Here is a 19,044-nt window from a genome sequence, read left to right as displayed (position 1 = left end):
GTAGTGCATGGCGCACAAGCGAAACGGCCGCCCGGGGGCGGCCGTCTGCTTCACTGGATGTCGTCGGGGACCACCACGATCCAGTTCTTGTCCGCCGTCACCGGCAGGCCCTGGCTTGCCTGGGCCTCGGCGTTGCGCTTCTGCATGGCAGCGATCTGCTCCATGTACTTGGCCTTGCGATTGATCCACAGGTTGATGCCGCCTTTGGCCACGTCGGTGCCATGGAACATCATGTAGCCGTCGCTGATGGGGGTATCGCCGGCGGCCAGGATGGGCTTCTTCCACTCATCGATATAGGTGAGGATCGCCGCGTACTTGCCGGACATCCAGGTGGCTGGGGTCCAGAGGTAGGGAGTCAGTTCCAGGTCGAGGTTGGCCTTCTGGTCATACTGGCCGTCGGCGATCTGCTTGCGGCTGGTGGTCAGGGCGCCGGTCTTGCGGTCCTTCAGCAGCGTGGTGACGCCGATGACATTTTCCGGCTTCACGTTGTAGCCGTACTTCGGGTCCGCGGCGACCATGCGCACCAGCTCCTCCAGGGCGGCGGTGATGATGTACACCTCGATACCGTTCTCGTGGAGCTTGTTCATCAGCTCCTTCTGGCCGGTGAAGACCTTCGGCGGGTTGATCTCGATGGTCTTCACCTCATCCCCCTCGTAGTAGGTGGCGGGAATCGGCTTGCCGTGGGCCATCAGTTCGTCGACGTAGCCTTTCAGCTCACCCAGGGTGAAACCGGAGAACACTTGGGCGACCCAGGGGTAGCAGACCAGATCGTCCACTTCGCACAACCGGTAGTAGTAGCTGTTCAGGCTTTCCTTGTGGCCGTTCACATCCTTGAAGGGGATCAGCCTGAGGGAGGGGTCCAGCTTCTCGCGGGTGAGCACGCCTTTCATTTCCAGGAATGGCAGCAGCGACTCTTCCAGGTCGTAGCGGTAGCTGGTGTTGTCCATGTCGAATACCGCGAAATTGCCCTGGTTGGCGTGCTTGGCGATCAGGGCATTCAATTGCTTCGCCGCGGGCTCGGGCCAGTGTGCGAGCTCGGTGGCGGCCTGTGCGGTGACGGCCAGACCGAGACTAAGGGCTGCGGACATCAGCGTCTTGGCGATCTTCATCTTCTTATTCCCTTGTTGGATGGCGTGGGGAAGCGCTACTCCTGCTTCGCCGCCGAACCTAGCAAAGAGCCTGCCCGCGCCCCGCACGAGAACGACCTCCAACGTCCTCGACGCGTCATGCCATCAACGCCGCAAATGCCGGGGGATTCAGTTGGCGGTGCCGGTCAGCGGCTAGACTCAGCTTCCCCAAGCCGCCAGGAGAAGCGCCATGCTCAAAGCCGAATACCAGACCCGAGGCCCGGTGCCTCAGGATGTGATCGAAGCCGTGGAGTTCGAACTGCCGCCCGTGGCCGCTGGCCAGGCGCTGGTGAAAGTGCTGGCGGCGCCGATCAATCCGTCCGACGTGCTCACCCTGACCGGCGAGTACGGCATGTTGCCGCCCCTCCCCGCCATCGGCGGCAATGAAGGCGTGGGCGAAGTGCTGGAAGTCGCCGCCGACGTCAGCGCCCTCAAGCCCGGCCAGACCGTGCTGCTGCCGGTGGGCTGCGGCACCTGGCGCACCCATCTGATCGCCGACGCCAAGCAGCTCATCCCGCTGCCCAGCGCCGACCCGCAGCAACTGGCGATGCTCACGGTCAATCCACCCACCGCCTACCTGATGCTGCGCGACTTCGTCGACCTGCAACCTGGCGACTGGGTGATCCAGAACGCCGCCAACTCCGGCGTGGGCAGTTACCTGATCCAGTTGGCGAAGATCCGCGGGCTGAAGACCCTCAACGTGGTGCGCCGCGACTCGGCGGTGGCGGCGGTCCGGGCCGAAGGTGGCGACGTGGTGCTGGTGGACGGCCCGGACCTGCCCAAGCGTGTGCGCGAAGCCACCGGCGGCGCACCGGTGAAACTGGGCATCGACGCCGTGGGCGGCGCCTCCACCGATCACCTGGCGGCCAGCCTGGCCGACGGCGGCGTGCTGGTGAACTACGGCCGCATGAGCGGCGAGCCCTGCCAGGTGAACCCGGGTTCCTTCGTGTTCCGCGACGTGACCCTGAAGGGCTTCTGGCTGGCCCGCTGGTTCCGCCAGGCCACGCCGCAGCAGCAGATGCAGCTGTTCGGCGAACTGATCCAACTGATCGCCGGCGGCAAGCTCAAGGCGCGCATCGCCGCCACCTACGACATCAGCCGGATCAAGGAAGCGGTGGCCGCGGCGGCCAGCGGCGAGCGCGACGGGAAGATCGTGCTGGTGCCCTGAACCGGCCCGACATTGCCTGCGTAGGGTGGATCAGCTTTACCGATCCACCATCGGCGTCAGACCCGGCCCCGTTGGTGGATGTAAAAAACGACATCCACCCTACGCCAGGTGCCGTGAGCGGCCAGGTCCGTGAGCATTCATTCGCGAAGCTGACCGCAGGGCAGCCCCTGCGCCATCAATGCGAGACCCAATACCCCAGCGCGCCCAGATGCACGGCCACGATCAGCCAGAACTTCACCTGGTAGGCGACCTTGCGGTTCTTGTGGCGGATCAGCCGCTGGGCCAGCAGGCCGCCCGGCCAGCCGCCGAGAAGCTCCAGCAGATGCAAGCGTGACTCCGGAATCCGTCGCTGGCCGGCGATGGCCAGGTGCTTGTCACGCCAGTAGGCGACGAAGCACAGCAGACTCATCGCCAAGTAAGTCAGCAGCAACGCCTGGACGGGCTGGGTGAGGTCCAGTGACAAGGCTTATTCCGCCGCCGGCTTCCTGCGTTTGAGCGGCGCCAGGCCGTCGCCACTCACCACACGGGACTCCTCGCGCGGCTTGCTGGGCTTGCGCTTGGGTGCGGCGGACTTGGCGGTGGTCTTCTTGTCGCCTTTCTTGTCGGTCTTTTTCTTCTTGGTGCCGGCGGCCTTGCCGGATGCCTTGACCTTTTTCGGGCCGCTGTAGGTGCCCTTGAGCTCCTTGATGACGCGGCGTTCGAAGCTCTGCTTGAGGTAGCGCTCGACGCTCGACATCAGGTTCCAGTCGTTGTGGCAGATCAGCGAAACCGCCAGGCCCTCGCCGCCGGCACGACCGGTCCGGCCGACGCGGTGCACGTACTCGTCGCCGGAACGCGGCATGTCGAAGTTGATCACCAGGTCCAGGCCCTCGATGTCCAGGCCGCGTGCGGCGACATCGGTGGCCACCAGCACCTTGGTGCCGCCCTGCTTGACCCGCTCGATGGCCAGCTTGCGGTCCTTCTGGTCCTTCTCGCCGTGCAGCACGAAGGCCTTGTAGCCACCCGCCACCAGGTGGCCGTAGAGGCGGTCGGCCTGGGCGCGGGTGTTGGTGAAGAGGATCGCCTTCTGGTAGGTCTCGTTGGCCAGCAACCAGCGCGCCAGTTGCTCCTTATGTTCGGGGTCGTCGGCGGTGATGATCTGCTGGCGGGTGTTCTCATTGAGCTGGTCGACGCTGTTCAGGCGCAGGTGCAGCGGGTCGCGCAGCACCTTGGCGATCACCTCGCGCAGGGCATTGCCGCCGGTGGTGGCGGAGAACAGCAGGGTCTGCTGGCGGTTGGCGCAGAGTTCGGTGATGCGCTGCATGTCCTCGGCGAAGCCCATGTCGAGCATGCGGTCGGCTTCGTCCAGCACCAGCACTTCCACTTCGCGCAGGTCCAGGTTGCCGGCGTCCAGGTGTTCCACCAGGCGGCCGGGGGTGGCGATCAGCACGTCGGGCAGCTTGCGCAGCAGGGCCGCCTGTTCCTTGAAGCCCTCGCCACCAGTGACCAGGCCGGACTTGATGAATGTGAACTGGGAGAAACGCTCCACTTCCTTCAACGTCTGCTGGGCCAGCTCGCGGGTCGGCAGCAGGATCAGCGAGCGAATGCGTACACGGGGCTTGGCTTCGCCGATCAGGCGGTTGAGCAACGGCAGGACGAAGGCGGCGGTCTTGCCGCTGCCGGTCTGGGCGGTCACCCGCAGGTCGCGCCCTTCCAGGGCCGGCGGGATGGCCGCCACCTGCACCGGGGTCGGCTCGACGAATTTGAGTTCGGCAACGGCCTTGAGCAGACGTTCGTGCAGGGCGAATTGGGAAAACACGGGGCTACCTCGATCGAAAGCGTAAACAGCTGCATAGGTTACCCGGAGTCGCGAGCGAACGCGCGATTTACCTGCGACACAGCGACGGAACCCGCCAGCGCATATACGCTCTTTCCAGCCACAATCGGAGCCCTGCCATGCGCCCAGCCCTGATCTACTACGTCGCCGCCAGCCTGGATGGCTACATCGCCCGCCCGGATGGCCGCGTCGATTGGCTGGAGGCCATCGAAGAATCGGGTGACGACCACGGCTATCAGGCCTTCTACGACAGCATCGACGGCCTGCTGATGGGCCGCGCGACCTACGAAACCCTGCTCGCCTTCGGCGGCGACTGGCCCTACCCCGGCAAACCCTGCCTGGTGCTGGCCCGCGGCGACCTGCCGCCCGCCGCGCCGGACGTGCGGATCAACCACGACACACCGGCCCAGGCCATCGAGCAACTGGCTGCCGCTGGTTGCAAGCGCATCTGGCTGGTGGGTGGTGGTTCACTGGCCGGAAGCTGCTACTCTGCCGGCCTGCTCGATGAGCTGGTGGTCAGCGTCATTCCCCATCTGCTGGGTGCCGGCATCCCGCTGTTCGCCGCCGGCCTCGAACGCCGCCTCCAGCTACGCGAGCAGCGCAGCTTCCCCACCGGCGTGGTGCAGCTGCACTACCAATTCCTGCCCGAAGCCGAGATCACATGACCACCCTGAACATCGCCGCCGCCTGCCTGCTGGACCCAAACGACCGCCTGCTGCTGGTGCGCAAGCGCGGTACCCGGGCGCTGATGCTGCCCGGCGGCAAGCGCGAAGCGGACGAAAGTCCGCTGCAAGCCCTGCAACGCGAACTCTGGGAAGAACTCCAGCTACGCCTGGAGGCCTCCGCCCTTACGCCCCTGGGCCGCTTCCGCGCACCGGCCGCCAATGAAGCCGACACCTGGGTGGATGCCGACATCTTCGTCGCCCGCCTGCCCCGCGCGGTGCACGCGGCAGCGGAGCTGGAAGAGCTGGCCTGGCTGGAGCCCGGCGCCCCCCACCCGGAAAACCTGGCGCCGCTGTTGCGGGACCACGTGCTGGACGCCCTGGCGGGCCGTTGAATGGAACGCTACAGGCCTTGCCGCGCCTGCTTGCGCAGCAGGTTGGCGCTGTCCCAGCCGATCAGCACCACGGCCAGCCAGATCGGCAGGTAGGTCCAGAGCTGGGCGGGATCGAAGGATTCGCCTAGGAAGGCCACCGCCACCGCGAACAGCAGCACCGGCTCCACGTAGCTGAGAATGCCGAACAGCCCCAGCGGCAGCAGCCGGCTGGACGCCATCATGGCGGCAAAAGCCAGGGTGCCGAGCAGCCCCAGGCCGGGAATCAACCACCAGAGCTGCGGCGCCTGGGCGAACGCGCCAGGCGGCGAGAAGCGAAGAATCAGCCAGATGGCCAGGGGCGCCAGCACCAGCATTTCCAGGATGAAACCGGACAGCGCATCCAGCCGCATCCAGCGACGCAGCATGAAATAGGGCGGGTAGCCCAGGGCAGTGACCAGGGTCAGCCAGGAGAAGGCACGGGTCAGCCAGAGCTCATGCAGCACGCCCGCCAGCGCGCACACCACTGCCAGCAATTGCAACGGCCGCAGGCGTTCGGCGTAGAACAGCCGACCGGCCAGCACCATCGCCAAGGGCAGCAGGAAGTAGCCGAGCGACACCTCCAGCATCCGTCCCTGCAAGGGCGCCCAGAGGAACAGCCCCCACTGCAGGCCGATCAACAACGCCGACAGGGGCAATGACGCGAGCAGCAAGGGCTCGCGCCGCAAGCGTCCGAGCACCGCCACGAAGGCCGGCCACTGGCGACTCAGCGCCAGCAGCATCAACACCGCCGGAATCGACCAGAGCACCCTCTGGGCGAAGACCTGCACGCCGTCCAGCGGCGCCAGTTCGCGCACGTAACCGGGCATCAGGGCGAAGAGCACAGACGCCGTCAGCGACAGCGCGACACCGCGACCGGAGAGCCTCATGAGCGTCTCGGCACGCGGGAATGGAACGGGAGGGAAATCATCGGGGGCCTCGCAAAGCAGCCGGCGAACATACGCCTTCCTTGCCGCGAGCGGAAGCTTAACAAGCGGGAAAACTGACCACCCGGGCAGGGCCGTCCTCGGCATTGTTGAAAACGCCATCGTTCAGGCAAAAGCCCCCTGCTCCCGGACATAAAAAAGCCCGGCCTGAATCAGGCCGGGCAGGGAAGGTGCGCCCACGGAGCGTTGGCGCACCAGGAGGAGCCGGTGGGTGACGCGGGATCAGGCGACCTGGGCCAGCCGGGCCTTGGCCGAGGCCAGGCCTTTTTCCTGGAACTCGTTGCCCATGTTCAGGCCTTCGGCGTGGATGAAGGTCACGTCATGGATACCGATGAAGCTCATCGCCTGGCGCAGATAGGGCTCCTGATGGTCCAGCGGGCTGCCGGAGTAGATGCCGCCGCGAGCGGTCAGGACGAAGGCGCGCTTGCCGGTGAGCAGGCCCTTCGGGCCGGTTTCGGTGTACTTGAAGGTGACGCCGGCGCGCAGCACGTGATCCAGCCAGGATTTCAGGGTGCTGGGGATGGCGAAGTTGTACATGGGAGCCGCCATCACCAGTACGTCGGCCGCCAGCAGTTCCTCGGTCAGCAGGTTGGAGCGCACCAGAGCGGCCTTCTCGCTTTCACTCTGCTGGTCGGCGGGCTTCATCCAGCCACCCAGGAGGTCGGCGTCCAGGTGCGGGACCTGCTCCACGGCAAGGTCGCGGACGGTAATCTCATCGGCCGGGTGGGCGGCCGACCATTGCGCGATGAAGTCCTGGGTGAGCTGGCGGGAAACGGAACCTTGCTGGCGGGCGCTGCTTTCGATGACGAGTACGCGGGACATGGGGGGCTGCCTCCATCGGGGTTGATTGCGTCGATGGGGCGCAGATTAGGTCGTCATGAATCGATAAAAAAGCGTAAATATCCGCCTAAAAACATCAAGAAAGTTGATTTGTAGCAGGAGGGGCACTAGGCTGCTTGCTGTGCCCCGACCCGCTCATGTGGGCTTGCAGGTCAGCTTGATCCGCAGCCTGATCACCGAACGCTGGAAGGTGGCTGTCAGGTAGGCGCTCTTGCCGCTCTCGATCAGTGCCTTGCGCACCTTCGGGGTTTCCGGACCGTTGACGAAGACCACCTTGCATTCGGCTGTGGTGCCGCCGATGTTCTGGATGTTGATGGCGGCCAGGTTGTCGGCAATATCGGTGGTGTCGTAGACGATCTCGGCGCCGTTGTACTGCTTCTCCACCTCGATGGGGTAGGCGACGGCCAGCGCGGGCAGCAGGGCGAACACGGCACAACACAGCTTTTTCATGGGCGATCTCCAGTGCAGAGAGCGCCAGCTTAACAGAGCGCCGCAAGCGGCATCAGCGCCATGGGCGCGGGCGATTTGCCGGCATCAGCAGCAAGAGGAGCAGCACAGCATGAAAGCCCCGCGCGTTACCCTCGACCAGTGGCGCACCCTGCAGGCGGTGGTGGACCACGGCGGCTTCGCCCAGGCCGCCGAGGCCACACACCGCTCGCAGTCCTCGGTCAGCTACACGGTCGCGCGCATGCAGGAGCAACTGGGCGTACCGCTGCTGCGTATCGAAGGACGCAAGGCGGTGCTGACCGAAGCCGGTGAAGTGCTGCTGCGTCGCTCGCGGCAACTGGTCAAGCAGGCCAGCCAGCTGGAAGAGCTGGCCCATCACATGGAGCAGGGCTGGGAAGCCGAAGTGCGCCTGGTGGTCGACGCCGCCTACCCCAATGCCCGCCTGGTGCGCGCCCTCTCCGCGTTCATGCCGCAAAGCCGCGGTTGCCGTGTGCGCCTGCGTGAAGAGGTGCTGTCCGGCGTCGAGGAAGTCCTGCTGGAGGGCTCGGCCGACCTGGCCATCACCACGCTGGATATCCAGGGCTACCTGGGCGCCGCCCTCTGCTCGGTGGAATTCGTCGCGGTCGCGCACCCCGACCATCCGCTGCATCGCCTGCAACGCCAGGTCAGTTTCCAGGACCTGGAAAGCCAGTTGCAGGTGGTGATCCGCGACACCGGCCGCACCCAACCGCGCAACGTCGGCTGGCTGGGCGCCGAACAGCGCTGGACGGTAGGCAGTCTGTCCACCGCGGCCAATTTCGTCAGCAGCGGCCTGGGCTTTGCCTGGCTGCCGCGCCACCTCATCGAACGAGAGCTCAAGGACGGCCAGCTCAAACCCCTGCCCCTGGACCAGGGCGGAAGCCGCCACCCTTCGTTCTACCTCTACGCCAACAAGGACAAGGCCCTGGGCCCGGCATCGCAGATCCTGGTCGAACTGCTGAAGACCTTCGATTCCGCACCGCTGGACGTCCCCTTCGCGGCCCCGGTTTCCAGTGTCTGACAGGAGTTCGAGCATGTCCTACTTCGACAACGACGGCTGCCAGTTGCACTACGAGGACTACGGTCGCGGCATGCCGGTGCTACTGGTCCACGGGCTGGGCTCCAGCACCCGCGACTGGGAATACCAGGTCCCCGCCCTCGCCGCCCGCTACCGGGTCATCGCCCTCGACGTACGCGGCCACGGGCGCTCGGACAAGCCGCGCGAGCGCTACAGCATCGCCACCTTCGCCGATGACGTGGTCGCGCTGATCGAGCACCTGGGGCTGATCGACGTGCACCTGGTGGGCATCAGCATGGGCGGCATGATCGGCTTTCAGCTCGGCGTCGATCACCCCGAACTCCTGCGCAGCCTGACCATCGTCAACAGCGGCCCGGAGGTGAAACCGCGCACACCGAAGGACTTCCTGGAAATCGCCAAGCGCTGGACCCTCTCCCGCGTGCTCAGCCTGGAGAGCATCGCCAAGGCCCTCGGTGGCCTGCTGTTCCCGCTGCCGGAACAGGCCGAACTGCGCCGCAAGATCGAAGAGCGCTGGCCACAGAATGACAAGCGCGCCTACCTGTCCGCGCTGGACGCCATCATCGGCTGGGGCGTGCGCGAGCGGCTGCGGCGCATCCAGTGTCCGACCCTGGTGGTTAGCGCCGACCGCGACTACACGCCGGTTTCCCAGAAGGAAACCTATGTGAAGGAACTGCCGAACGCACGCCTGGTGGTCATCGAACACTCCCGCCACGCGACACCACTGGACCAACCCGAACGTTTCAACGCCACCCTGCTCGACTTCCTCGATGAAGTGGAGCGCAACAAGGACCAAAACCGATGCTGAAAAAACTCGCCCTGGGCGCCTGCGCCCTGCTCGTCTCCCTCAACCTGCTGGCCGCCGACAAGCCCCACGTGCTGCTGACCACCAGCGCCGGGGAAATCGAAGTGGAACTGGATGCCGACAAGGCGCCGGTGAGCGTGAAGAACTTCCTCGACTACGTGGACGCCGGCTTCTACGACGGCACCGTGTTCCACCGCGTCATCCCCGGTTTCATGATCCAGGGCGGCGGCTTCGACACCGACATGAGCCAGAAGGACACCAACGCCCCGATCAAGAACGAGGCGGACAACGGCCTGCGCAACCAGCGCGGCACCCTGGCCATGGCGCGCACCCAGGCGGTCAACTCGGCCACCAGCCAGTTCTTCATCAACCACAACGACAACGCCTTCCTCGACCACGGCAGCCGTGACTTCGGCTACGCAGTGTTCGGCAAGGTGGTGCGCGGCATGGACGTGGTCGACCAGATCGCCAGCGTTCCCACCGGCAACCGTGGCATGTACCAGAACGTTCCGCTGCAGCCGGTGGTGATACTTTCCGCCAAGCGCCTCTAAGCGCTACTCGCGCCCGGGCAGGACGCCCGGGCCGAGCGTTTTCCTCCGGATGGATTCGCCATGCTCTTCCAACGCTTCGAACGCCTGATCGACGTCTTCCGCCAGGCGCCAGACGAAATGCCGCCGCGCAGCGTACTGCGCTTCTATGTCTATTACCTGCGCCAGGTCTGGCCGGTATTCATCGCCCTGCTCGTGGTGGGGCTCATCGTCGCGCTGATCGAAGTGGCGCTGTTCAGCTTCCTCGGCCGCATCGTCGACCTGGTGCAGGTCACGCCCGTCGGCGAACTCTTCCGGCGGCACGGCCCGGAACTGGCCTGGATGGCCGTGGTGACGCTGATTCTGCGGCCGCTGTTCAACAGCCTGCACGACCTGCTGGTGCACCAGAGCATTACCCCTGGCCTGACCAACCTGGTCCGCTGGCAGAACCACCGCTACGTGCTGAAGCAAAGCCTGGGTTTCTTCCAGAACGACTTCGCCGGACGCATCGCCCAGCGCATCATGCAGACCGGCAACTCGCTGCGTGACTCGGCGGTGCAGGCGGTGGACGCGCTCTGGCACGTACTGATCTACGCACTCAGTTCCCTGGTGCTGTTCGCCGAGGCCGACTGGCGCCTGATGATTCCCCTGGGGCTGTGGATAGCCGGCTACCTCTGCGCCCTCCGCTACTTCGTGCCACGGGTGAAGCAGCGTTCGGTGGAGTCCTCCGACTCCCGCTCGCGACTGATGGGCCGCATCGTCGACGGCTACACCAACATCACCACCCTCAAGCTGTTCGCCCACACCCGCGAGGAAGAGGACTACGCCCGCGAGGCCATCGACGAACAGACCCGCAAGAGCCAGGCGATGGCGCGGGTGATCACCGCCATGGACGCCACCGTCACCGTCATGGGCGGGTTGCTGATCGTCGGCACCTGCGGCCTCGCCCTGTGGCTGTGCAACCAGGGGCTGATCAGCGTCGGCGCCATCGCCCTGGCCACCGGACTGGTGATCCGCATCATCAGCATGTCCGGCTGGATCATGTGGGTGGTCACCGGCATCTTCGACAACATCGGCCAGGTGCAGGACGGCATGCAGACCATCGCCGTGCCGCGCCAGGTGATCGACCAGCCACAGGCGGAGCCCCTGCGGGTCGAGCGGGGCGACGTGCGCTTCGAGCACGTCGCCTTCCACTACGGCAAGGGCGGTGGCGTGATCCAGGACCTCGACCTGCGCGTGCGGCCTGGCGAGAAGATCGGCCTGGTCGGCCCTTCCGGCGCCGGCAAGTCGACTCTGGTCAACCTGCTGCTGCGGCTCTACGACCTGGAAGGCGGACGCATCCTCATCGACGGACAGGACATCAGCGGGGTGACCCAGGAAAGCCTGCGGGCACAGATCGGCATGGTCACCCAGGACACCTCGCTGCTGCACCGCTCGATCCGCGACAACCTGCTCTACGGCCGCCCTGGCGCCAGCGATGCCGAGCTGCTGGAAGCGGTGCGCAAGGCCCGCGCCGACGAGTTCGTCCCGCTGCTCTCGGATGCCAGCGGCCGGCGCGGCTTCGACGCCCATGTCGGGGAGCGTGGGGTGAAGCTGTCCGGCGGCCAGCGCCAGCGCATCGCCATCGCCCGCGTACTGCTCAAGGACGCGCCGATCCTGATCCTGGACGAAGCCACCTCGGCGCTGGATTCGGAGGTCGAGGTGGCCATCCAGGAAAGCCTGGAAACCCTGATGCGCGGCAAGACGGTGATCGCCATTGCCCACCGCCTCTCCACCATCGCCCGCATGGACCGCCTGGTGGTGCTGGACAAGGGCCGCGTGGTGGAAAGCGGCAGCCATGCCGAATTGCTGGCCCATGGCGGCCTCTATGCGCGCCTCTGGCAGCACCAGACCGGCGGCTTCGTCGGGGTGGAGTGAAGTCCGGCCGCGTCTCCCATCGACGCGGTTGATCTCCACTACAAGGCGCTTCGATTTCTGTCAGGCGCGTCCGACAGGTCTTATGGAGCCCGTACCCGGTTTCATCCGAAACCGACCCCGGACCCCGAGAGGAACAGCCCATGAAGATCGCATCCGCCGTCAGCGCCGTACTCGCCAGCCTCGCCCCCAGCGTGTTCGCCCAGGACTACCAGCGCGACATCGGCGCCGGAATCCCCGCCGTCGACTACCACTACGGAATGGAACTGGACGTGCAGCGCGTCCTCTACCGCACCGACGCCAGCCAACGCTCCGGCGTGGTGCCGGTCACCATGGTCTATGAGGACAGCAAGGGCGAGCTGCGCAAGGTTCGCTTCCTCGAATGGGGCAACCACGCCAGCAACAGCTGAGCCTGTCGACGAACGGCAACGCAGGGGCGAGGCGACTCGCCCCGTAGACCAGGATCGGAAGAATTTCAGCCAGTGCGACAAACGGTCGCAGCGGCTCAAGCACGGGCGATTCGGACTGATCAAAAAACGCTCAGAGCGGAAGCGTCGACGAGGGCCACTGAACTAACCGTCCTCAGCGGGTCAGATAAAGTCCCTTGTCAGCGAAACCCAACAGAGGAATACAAAGCCGATGAAAATGGCCTCGGTTGTAAGCGCCCTGCTCTCCAGTCTCGCGCCCAGTGTATTCGCCCAGGATGGCTTGCAGAACCAAGGTGCCGGCGTCGCGCCGGTGGACTATCACTACGGGATGGACATCGACGTCCAGAGGGTGTTGCACCGCACCGACACCTCCGGACGAGTCGGCGTCGTGCCAGTCACCCTCGTCTACGAAGACAGCGAAGGTGAAGTCCACAAGATCCGTTTCCTCGAGTGGGGCGGCAGCACCGTCACGCCCGATCACCCCAGCCAGATCGGCTGATCAGTCCCGCCTGAACGGCAGCAGGCCCCGCGCCTCCTCGGCGTAGGCCAGCACCCCGTCCCGCTCCTGCACCAGGAAATCGCCCACCGCAGCCCGCAACCCGGGATGGGCCAGCCAGTGCCAGGAGCGGGTGATCACCGGCTCGAATCCCCGAATCAACTTGTGCTCGCCCTGGGCGCCGGCGTCGAAACGCTGCAGCCCGGCGGCGATGGCCTGCTCGATGCCCTGGTAGAAACAGGTTTCGAAATGCAGCCGGTCGAATTCCGCCAGGCAGCCCCAATAGCGCCCGTAGAGGCTGTCGCCACCCTGCAGGGAAAACGCCATGGCCACCGGCCGCCCTGACTGCCGCGCCAACACCACGCGAATGGCCTCGGGCATCCGCTGCGCCAGCAGGCTGAAGAAGGTACGCGTCAGGTAGGGTGCCTGGCCTCGCACACGGTAGGTGTTGGCGTAGCAGGCATGGACGAAATCCCAGTCCGCCTCTTCCAGCTCATGGCCCTGGCGCCACTGGAACTCGATCCCCTGCCCCGCCACCTGCTCACGCTCCTTGCGGATTTGCTTGCGCTTGCGCGAACTCAGCGCATCGAGGAAATCCTGGAAGTCGCGGTAGCCGTGGTTACGCCAGTGGAATTGGCAGCCCAGGCGCTCCAGCCACCCCTCGCGGCCGCGCAAGTGACGGTCGGCGAAGGCGTCGGTGAAGTTGATGTGCACGCCCGACAGGTCGTCGGCGGCCACATCGACCACCAGCGCGTCCAGCAGCTCGCCGGCCGCCGCATCGTCCACCGCCAGCAGCCGCGCACCACCCACCGGGGTGAAAGGCACCGCGGCCAGCAGCTTCGGGTAGTAAGGAATGCCAGCGCGTTGGCAGGCGTCGGCCCAAGCCCAGTCGAACACGTACTCGCCGTAGGAATGGCTCTTCAGGTAGGCCGGCAAAGCCGCTTTCAGCTCGCCGCCTGCCCCGCGCAGCAGGTGGTGGGCCGGATGCCAGCCGCTGCGGCCGCCAACGCTGCCGCTTTCTTCCAGGGTGGACAGGAAGGCGTGACGCAGAAAAGGCTGGTCGTCCGGCAGCAGGGCATCCCAGTGCTGCGGGTCGAGATCGACGAGGCGGGAAAGGGTCTGGATCGGCATGGCGCCCAGTCTGGCGCGGGCCGATCAGGAAGAAAAGCGGGAACAAAAAAATGGGCGACCGAAGTCGCCCGAGGTGCCTTGCGTGCCTGTAAACCCGGAGTGACTCAACGCGGTTTGCGTTTGTGCGAATCCTTCCAGATGAAGTAACCGACGCCAGCGAAGAAGGCGACCATGAGACCGACCGTGCCTATACCGGCGAGAACCACTGTATCGACGAACATGATCTGCCTCCTGCGTTGCGGCGTTGTTGCTTCGATGGGTGCAAGTTACCCGCACGGCAGGGATGGAAAATTGATCTGGGTCAATCGCCCAGGTAGCCCTGTGAGGCGGCTCTCGGGACACTGATCCAGGTCAATTTTTGGGGAGGGTGAGGGATTGGCTGTGGCGCCATGGCGCGGGATAGGGCGATGGGCCTCGTACCCGCGCAGGTCCCGTAGGATGGCGTAGAGCGGAGCGAAACCCATCCCTCCGAAACGATGGGTTTCGTACCTCTACCCATCCTACGAAAAGCCATCCGCGCAGCCCCATTTTGTAGTTGGGGGGAACTGCCCTTGGGCAGCGGCATGGCCTGCTCGAGCGCAGGTCCCGTAGGATGGCGTAGAGCGGAGCGAAACCCATCCCTCCGAAACGATGGGTTTCGTACCTCTACCCATCCTACGAGAAGCCATCCGCGCAGCCCCATTTTGTAGTTGGGGGGAACTTCCCTTGGGCAGCGGCATGGCCTGCTCGAGCGCAGGTCCCGTAGGATGGCGTAGAGCGAAGCGAAACCCATCACTCCGAAATGATGGGTGTCGTACCTCTACCCATCCTACGAAAAGCCATCCGCGCAGCCCCATTTTGTAGTTGGGGGGAACTGCCCTTGGGCAGCGGCATGGTCTGCTCGAGCACAGGTCCCGTAGGATGGCGTAGAGCGAAGCGAAACCCATCACTCCGAAACGATGGGTTTCGTACCTCTACCCATCCTACGAAAAGCCATCCGCGCAGCCCCATTTTGTAGTTGGGGGGAACTGCCCTTGGGCAGCGGCATGGCCTGCTCGAGCGCAGGTCCCGTAGGATGGCGTAGAGCGAAGCGAAACCCATCCCTCCGAAACGATGGGTTTCGTACCTCTACCCATCCTACGTAAAGCCATCCGCGCAGCCCTTTTTGTGGCTGGAGGGAACCAACCTGTAGCTAGCGCTTCTTCGGTTTCTTGCCTTTCTTGCCCTTGGGCAGCGGCATGGCCTGCTCGAAGGCCTTGCGCATGTCGTTGAGGCGCTTTTCGTGGACGTCGTGGATGCGCTTGTCGCGCTCGGCGCCAAAGTCGATCAGGTTTTCGTCGTTGCTCATGAGCGGATCCAACGGAAGGTGAGGTTGAGGCGAGGTGCGCAAGGGGTACGGGTCTTCGCCACCTGATGCTGCCAATGATGCTGCGTCGGCCCGCTCATGACCAGTAGCGCGCCGTGGCCCAGTTCCAGGGAGTGTTCGATGCGGCTGCCGCCCTTGCGGCGCAAGTCGAAACGGCGCGTACCGCCCAGGTTGAGGGAGGCCACCAACGGGTTGCGCCCCAGCTCCGCCTCGTCATCGCTGTGCCAGCCCATGGAATCCTGGCCGTCGCGGTAGTAGTTGAGCAGCACGCCGTTGAGGGGCTGCCCAACCGCGTCCACGACCCGTGCGCGGATTTCCGCCAGCAGCGGCGTCCAGGGCAGAGGGTCATGGGTCAGGCCGGAATAGCGGTAGCGGGCATCCGGGTCGCCATACCAGGCCACCAGGCGCGGCACCGGGTAGAAACGTCCATGGAGATGGACCTGCGGCTGTTCCCAGGGCGTTTCAGCCACCAGACGCGCCAGCCAGTCGCTGGCCTCGTCCGCGACAAGAAAGCCCGGCTCATGGCGCAGATCGGCGTCGGGCAGCCGGAGGGGCATATCGTCGAACAGGTCCAACGCGGTCGGCTCAGGTAAAAGGAGGTTCCATTCTGCGCGCCTCAAACCTCCACATCCACCCACAGGCCTTGCCGGGGCAGCTCCCGCAACACGGCTTCGTCCTCCTCGTCCACCTCGCCGGCGGCCAGCTCCTGGGGCGTATAGCCACGCCGCTGGCGTCGCCGCTGCTCCTCCCGGAGCAGTTCCTCGGTCTCCTGGGGATGGCGCTTGTCCAGGCCGACGGCACTCTCCTGGGCGCTCTCCTGCGCGGGCGTGACCGGCGGGATTTCCGGGCGCGGTTTGACCACGTCCTGCTGGGCCGTGACCGGGACCAGGCCCTGGGGAATGGGTGGCAACATGCTCAAGCCCTCCTTTGGTCAGTCTGTCGGCCAGCTTCGGCGCTTCTTTACCTGCGCTCGCTACACTTTTGCGGACACACGGCCCCGATCCGGCGTCGCCCTGCGCCCTCGGTTCCGTTACCATACGCGGCTTTTTTCATCTCAGGGAGACAGGCATGGCGCAGCAGTATCAACCGGGGCAACGCTGGATCAGTGACAGCGAAGCGGAGCTGGGGCTCGGAACCATCCTCACGTCGGATGACCGCCTGCTCACCGTGCTCTACCCGGCCACTGGCGACACCCGCCAATACGCGCTGCGCAATGCGCCCCTGACCCGTGTGCGCTTCGCCCCGGGCGACGAGATCACCCACTTCGACGGCTGGAAGCTGAACGTCCAGGAAGTCGAGGACATCGACGGCCTGCTGGTCTACCACGGCATCACCGCGCAGAACGAACCGCGCATCCTGCCGGAAACCCAGCTGAACAACTTCATCCAGTTCCGCCTGGCCAACGACCGGCTGTTCGCCGGCCAGATCGACCCGCACAAGTGGTTCGCCCTGCGCTACCACACCCTGGAACACCGCTCGCGCCTGTTGCAATCCTCTCTCTGGGGCCTGTCCGGCGCCCGCGCCCAGCCCATCGCCCACCAGCTGCACATCGCCCGCGAAGTGGCCGACCGCGTGGCGCCGCGCGTACTGCTGGCGGACGAAGTGGGCCTGGGCAAGACCATCGAGGCCGGCCTGGTCATCCATCGCCAGCTGATTTCCGGCCGGGCCAGCCGCGTGCTGATCCTGGTGCCGGAAAACCTCCAGCACCAATGGCTGGTGGAAATGCGCCGGCGCTTCAACCTGCAGGTGGCCTTGTTCGACGCCGAGCGTTTCGCCGAAAGCGATGCCAGCAACCCCTTCGAGGACAGCCAGCTCGCCCTGGTTTCCCTGGAGTGGCTGAAGAGCAGTGAGCAAGCCCAGGACGCCGCCTTCGCCGCCGGCTGGGACCTGCTGGTGGTGGACGAAGCCCACCACCTGGTCTGGCACCCGGAACAGGCCAGCCCCGAGTACCGCCTGGTGGAGCAACTGGCCGAGGTCATTCCCGGCGTGCTGCTGCTCACCGCTACCCCTGAGCAGTTGGGCCTGGAAAGCCACTTCGCACGCCTGCGCCTGCTCGACCCGAGCCGCTTCCACGACCTCGAAGCCTTCCGCGCCGAAAGCGCCAACTACCGTCCGGTGGCCGAAGCCGTACAGGAGCTGCTGGACCAGGGCCGCCTGAGCGCCAAGGCCGAAGCCACCATCAAGGGCTTCCTCGGCGAGGAAGGCGAAAGCCTGCTGCACGCCCTGGCCGGCGGCGACGGTGATGCCGCGCCGCGCCTGGTGCGCGAGCTGCTGGACCGTCACGGCACCGGCCGCGTGCTGTTCCGCAACACCCGCGCCGCCGTGCAGGGCTTCCCCGAGCGCCAGTTGCACCCTTATCCGCTGCCCAACCCGGTGGAGTACATGGAGCTGCCCATCGGCGAGCATCCGGACCTCTATCCGGAAGTCAGCTTCCAGGCCCAGCAGGACAGCGGCGACGAAAGCGAACGCTGGTGGCGCTTCGACCCGCGCGTCGAGTGGCTGATCGACACCCTGAAGATGCTGAAGAAGTTCAAGGTGCTGGTGATCTGCGCCCACGCGGAAACCGCCCTGGACCTGGAAGACGCCTTGCGCGTGCGCTCCGGTATCCCCGCGACGGTGTTCCATGAAGGCATGAGCATCCTTGAGCGCGACCGCGCCGCCGCCTACTTCGCCGACGAAGAGTTCGGCGCCCAGGTGCTGATCTGCTCGGAAATCGGCTCCGAGGGCCGCAACTTCCAGTTCGCCCATCACCTGGTGCTGTTCGACCTGCCGGCCCACCCGGACCTGCTGGAACAGCGCATCGGCCGTCTCGACCGGATCGGCCAGAAGCACACCATCCAGCTCCACGTGCCCTACCTGGAAACCAGCCCGCAGGAACGCCTGTTCCAGTGGTACCACCAGGCCCTGAACGCCTTCCTCGCCACCTGCCCCACCGGCAACGCCCTCCAGCACCGGTTCGGCTCGCGCCTGCTGTCGATGCTCGAAAGCGGCGACGATGGCGCCTGGGAAGCGCTGGTGAGCGAAGCGGAAGCCGAGCGCAAGCGCCTGGAAGGCGAGATGCACAACGGCCGCGACCGCCTGCTGGAACTCAACTCCGGCGGTGCCGGCGAAGGCGAACGCCTGGTGGAGGACATTCTCGAACAGGACGACCAATTCGCCCTGCCTATTTATATGGAGTCGCTGTTCGAGGCATTCGGCGTCGACAGCGAGGATCACTCCGAGAACGCCCTGGTGCTCAAGCCCGGCGAGAAGATGCTCGATGCCGGCTTCCCCCTGGGCGACGACGAAGGCGTGACCGTCACCTACGACCGCAACCAGGCGCTGTCCCGCGAGGACATGCAGTTCCTCACCTGGGAACACCCCATGGTGCAGGGCGGCATGGACCTGGTGCTGTCCGGGTCCATGGGCAACACCGCCGTGGCGCTGATCAAGAACAAGGCGCTCAAGCCCGGCACCGTGCTGCTGGAGCTGCTCTACGTCAGCGAAGCGGTGGCGCCGCGCGCCCTGCAGCTGAGCCGCTTCCTGCCGCCCAAGGCCCTGCGCTGCCTGCTGGACGCCAACGGCAACGACCTGGCCGCCAAGGTGGCCTTCGACACCCTCAACGACCAGTTGGAAAGCGTGCCGCGTGGCAGCGCCAACAAGTTCGTCCAGGCCCAGCGCGACGTGCTCGCCAAACAGATCAACGCCGGCGAGGCCAAGATCGCCCCGCGCCACGCCGAGCGCGTCGCCGAGGCCAAGCGCCGTCTGAAGGCCGAACTGGACGAGGAACTGGCCCGCCTCACCGCCCTCCAGGCGGTCAACCCGAGCGTCCGCGACAGCGAACTGGAAGCCGTTCGCCACCAGCGTGACGAAGGCCTGCAACTGCTGGACAAGGCGGCCCTGCGCCTGGAGTCGATCCGGGTGCTCGTCGCGGGTTGATGGGCAGGC

General features: G+C 65.7%; 21 protein-coding genes. 10 read left to right on the top strand and 11 right to left on the bottom strand.

Annotated elements, in window-relative coordinates; translation table 11 throughout:
• Positions 1–50: 50 nt before the first annotated feature.
• Positions 51–1,109, bottom strand: a complete 1,059-nt coding sequence (locus tag PJW05_RS09460) for a haloacid dehalogenase-like hydrolase (RefSeq protein ID WP_271411457.1) — start codon at positions 1,107–1,109, stop codon at positions 51–53.
• A 208-nt stretch (positions 1,110–1,317) separates the two neighbouring features.
• Here PJW05_RS09460 and PJW05_RS09455 point away from each other — a divergent pair, with 208 nt between their 5' ends.
• Positions 1,318–2,295 (top strand): zinc-dependent alcohol dehydrogenase family protein, encoded by a 978-nt coding sequence (locus tag PJW05_RS09455; RefSeq protein ID WP_271411456.1) that lies wholly within the window; start codon positions 1,318–1,320, stop codon positions 2,293–2,295.
• A gap of 175 nt (positions 2,296–2,470) precedes the next feature.
• Here the strand turns inward: PJW05_RS09455 and PJW05_RS09450 are convergent, their stop codons facing one another.
• Positions 2,471–2,758, bottom strand: a complete 288-nt coding sequence (locus PJW05_RS09450) for a DUF1294 domain-containing protein (RefSeq protein WP_271411455.1) — start codon at positions 2,756–2,758, stop codon at positions 2,471–2,473.
• A 3-nt stretch (positions 2,759–2,761) separates the two neighbouring features.
• Complete coding sequence (locus PJW05_RS09445; RefSeq protein ID WP_271411454.1) at positions 2,762–4,093, bottom strand: DEAD/DEAH box helicase; 1,332 nt, start codon at positions 4,091–4,093, stop codon at positions 2,762–2,764.
• A gap of 137 nt (positions 4,094–4,230) precedes the next feature.
• Between PJW05_RS09445 and PJW05_RS09440 the strand changes: the two genes are divergently transcribed.
• Positions 4,231–4,776: a dihydrofolate reductase family protein gene (locus PJW05_RS09440; RefSeq protein WP_271411453.1), complete on the top strand. Its 546-nt coding sequence runs from the start codon at positions 4,231–4,233 to the stop codon at positions 4,774–4,776.
• Positions 4,773–5,168 carry an NUDIX hydrolase gene (locus tag PJW05_RS09435; protein ID WP_271411452.1) on the top strand — a complete coding sequence of 132 codons (396 nt, stop codon included), beginning with the start codon at positions 4,773–4,775 and terminating at the stop codon, positions 5,166–5,168. Before PJW05_RS09440 ends, PJW05_RS09435 begins: the two co-directional genes overlap by 4 nt.
• An 8-nt stretch (positions 5,169–5,176) precedes the next feature.
• Here the strand turns inward: PJW05_RS09435 and rarD are convergent, their stop codons facing one another.
• The 3 genes from rarD to PJW05_RS09420 form a co-directional block, all read right to left on the bottom strand.
• A complete protein-coding gene (gene rarD, locus PJW05_RS09430) occupies positions 5,177–6,073 on the bottom strand; it encodes an EamA family transporter RarD (protein WP_271411451.1) in 897 nt (298 codons plus the stop codon).
• 279 nt (positions 6,074–6,352) lie between these two features.
• Positions 6,353–6,952 (bottom strand): FMN-dependent NADH-azoreductase, encoded by a 600-nt coding sequence (locus tag PJW05_RS09425; RefSeq protein WP_271411450.1) that lies wholly within the window; start codon positions 6,950–6,952, stop codon positions 6,353–6,355.
• A 153-nt stretch (positions 6,953–7,105) separates the two neighbouring features.
• On the bottom strand, positions 7,106–7,420 hold the full coding sequence (locus PJW05_RS09420) for a 3-phosphoglycerate kinase (protein ID WP_271411449.1): 315 nt from the start codon (positions 7,418–7,420) through the stop codon (positions 7,106–7,108).
• Positions 7,421–7,529: 109 nt separating this feature from the next.
• Between PJW05_RS09420 and PJW05_RS09415 the strand changes: the two genes are divergently transcribed.
• The 6 genes from PJW05_RS09415 (at position 7,530) to PJW05_RS09390 (ending at position 12,644) form a co-directional block, all read left to right on the top strand.
• The gene (locus tag PJW05_RS09415) at positions 7,530–8,456 is read left to right on the top strand and encodes a LysR family transcriptional regulator (RefSeq protein ID WP_271411448.1); all 927 of its coding nucleotides are present in this window, start codon (positions 7,530–7,532) and stop codon (positions 8,454–8,456) included.
• A gap of 13 nt (positions 8,457–8,469) precedes the next feature.
• Positions 8,470–9,279, top strand: coding sequence for an alpha/beta fold hydrolase (locus PJW05_RS09410; RefSeq protein ID WP_271411447.1), 810 nt, complete (start codon positions 8,470–8,472; stop codon positions 9,277–9,279).
• A complete protein-coding gene (locus PJW05_RS09405) occupies positions 9,273–9,827 on the top strand; it encodes a peptidylprolyl isomerase (RefSeq protein ID WP_271411446.1) in 555 nt (184 codons plus the stop codon). Before PJW05_RS09410 ends, PJW05_RS09405 begins: the two co-directional genes overlap by 7 nt.
• A 60-nt stretch (positions 9,828–9,887) precedes the next feature.
• Entirely contained in the window at positions 9,888–11,720 is a 1,833-nt protein-coding gene (locus PJW05_RS09400) for an ABC transporter ATP-binding protein (RefSeq protein ID WP_271411445.1), read from the top strand.
• A gap of 140 nt (positions 11,721–11,860) precedes the next feature.
• Complete coding sequence (locus PJW05_RS09395; protein WP_271411444.1) at positions 11,861–12,127, top strand: DUF2790 domain-containing protein; 267 nt, start codon at positions 11,861–11,863, stop codon at positions 12,125–12,127.
• Positions 12,128–12,356: 229 nt separating this feature from the next.
• Complete coding sequence (locus PJW05_RS09390) at positions 12,357–12,644, top strand: DUF2790 domain-containing protein (RefSeq protein WP_271411443.1); 288 nt, start codon at positions 12,357–12,359, stop codon at positions 12,642–12,644.
• Here PJW05_RS09390 and PJW05_RS09385 read toward each other — a convergent pair whose 3' ends face one another.
• From PJW05_RS09385 to PJW05_RS09370, 5 genes are all read right to left on the bottom strand, one after another.
• Positions 12,645–13,772: a GNAT family N-acetyltransferase gene (locus PJW05_RS09385; RefSeq protein ID WP_271411442.1), complete on the bottom strand. Its 1,128-nt coding sequence runs from the start codon at positions 13,770–13,772 to the stop codon at positions 12,645–12,647.
• Positions 13,773–13,876: 104 nt separating this feature from the next.
• Positions 13,877–13,993: a cytochrome c oxidase subunit CcoM gene (gene ccoM / locus PJW05_RS26615; RefSeq protein ID WP_280359762.1), complete on the bottom strand. Its 117-nt coding sequence runs from the start codon at positions 13,991–13,993 to the stop codon at positions 13,877–13,879.
• Between the two features lie 950 nt (positions 13,994–14,943).
• The gene (locus PJW05_RS09380) at positions 14,944–15,099 is read right to left on the bottom strand and encodes a hypothetical protein (RefSeq protein WP_271411441.1); all 156 of its coding nucleotides are present in this window, start codon (positions 15,097–15,099) and stop codon (positions 14,944–14,946) included.
• Positions 15,096–15,674, bottom strand: coding sequence for an alpha-ketoglutarate-dependent dioxygenase AlkB family protein (locus PJW05_RS09375; RefSeq protein WP_442969219.1), 579 nt, complete (start codon positions 15,672–15,674; stop codon positions 15,096–15,098). The genes PJW05_RS09380 and PJW05_RS09375 overlap by 4 nt, the downstream gene beginning before the upstream one ends.
• 59 nt (positions 15,675–15,733) lie before the next feature.
• Entirely contained in the window at positions 15,734–16,030 is a 297-nt protein-coding gene (locus PJW05_RS09370; protein WP_271411439.1) for an aspartate-semialdehyde dehydrogenase, read from the bottom strand.
• A 155-nt stretch (positions 16,031–16,185) separates the two neighbouring features.
• Here PJW05_RS09370 and rapA point away from each other — a divergent pair, with 155 nt between their 5' ends.
• Positions 16,186–19,035, top strand: coding sequence for an RNA polymerase-associated protein RapA (rapA, locus tag PJW05_RS09365; RefSeq protein WP_271411438.1), 2,850 nt, complete (start codon positions 16,186–16,188; stop codon positions 19,033–19,035).
• Positions 19,036–19,044 lie beyond the last annotated feature (9 nt).

Origin of the sequence: Pseudomonas sp. Q1-7, from assembly GCF_028010285.1 — a bacterium.
Classification (GTDB): domain Bacteria; phylum Pseudomonadota; class Gammaproteobacteria; order Pseudomonadales; family Pseudomonadaceae; genus Metapseudomonas.
Note: the sequence above shows the minus strand (reverse complement) of the source record. Positions and strands in the feature narration are given on the sequence as shown.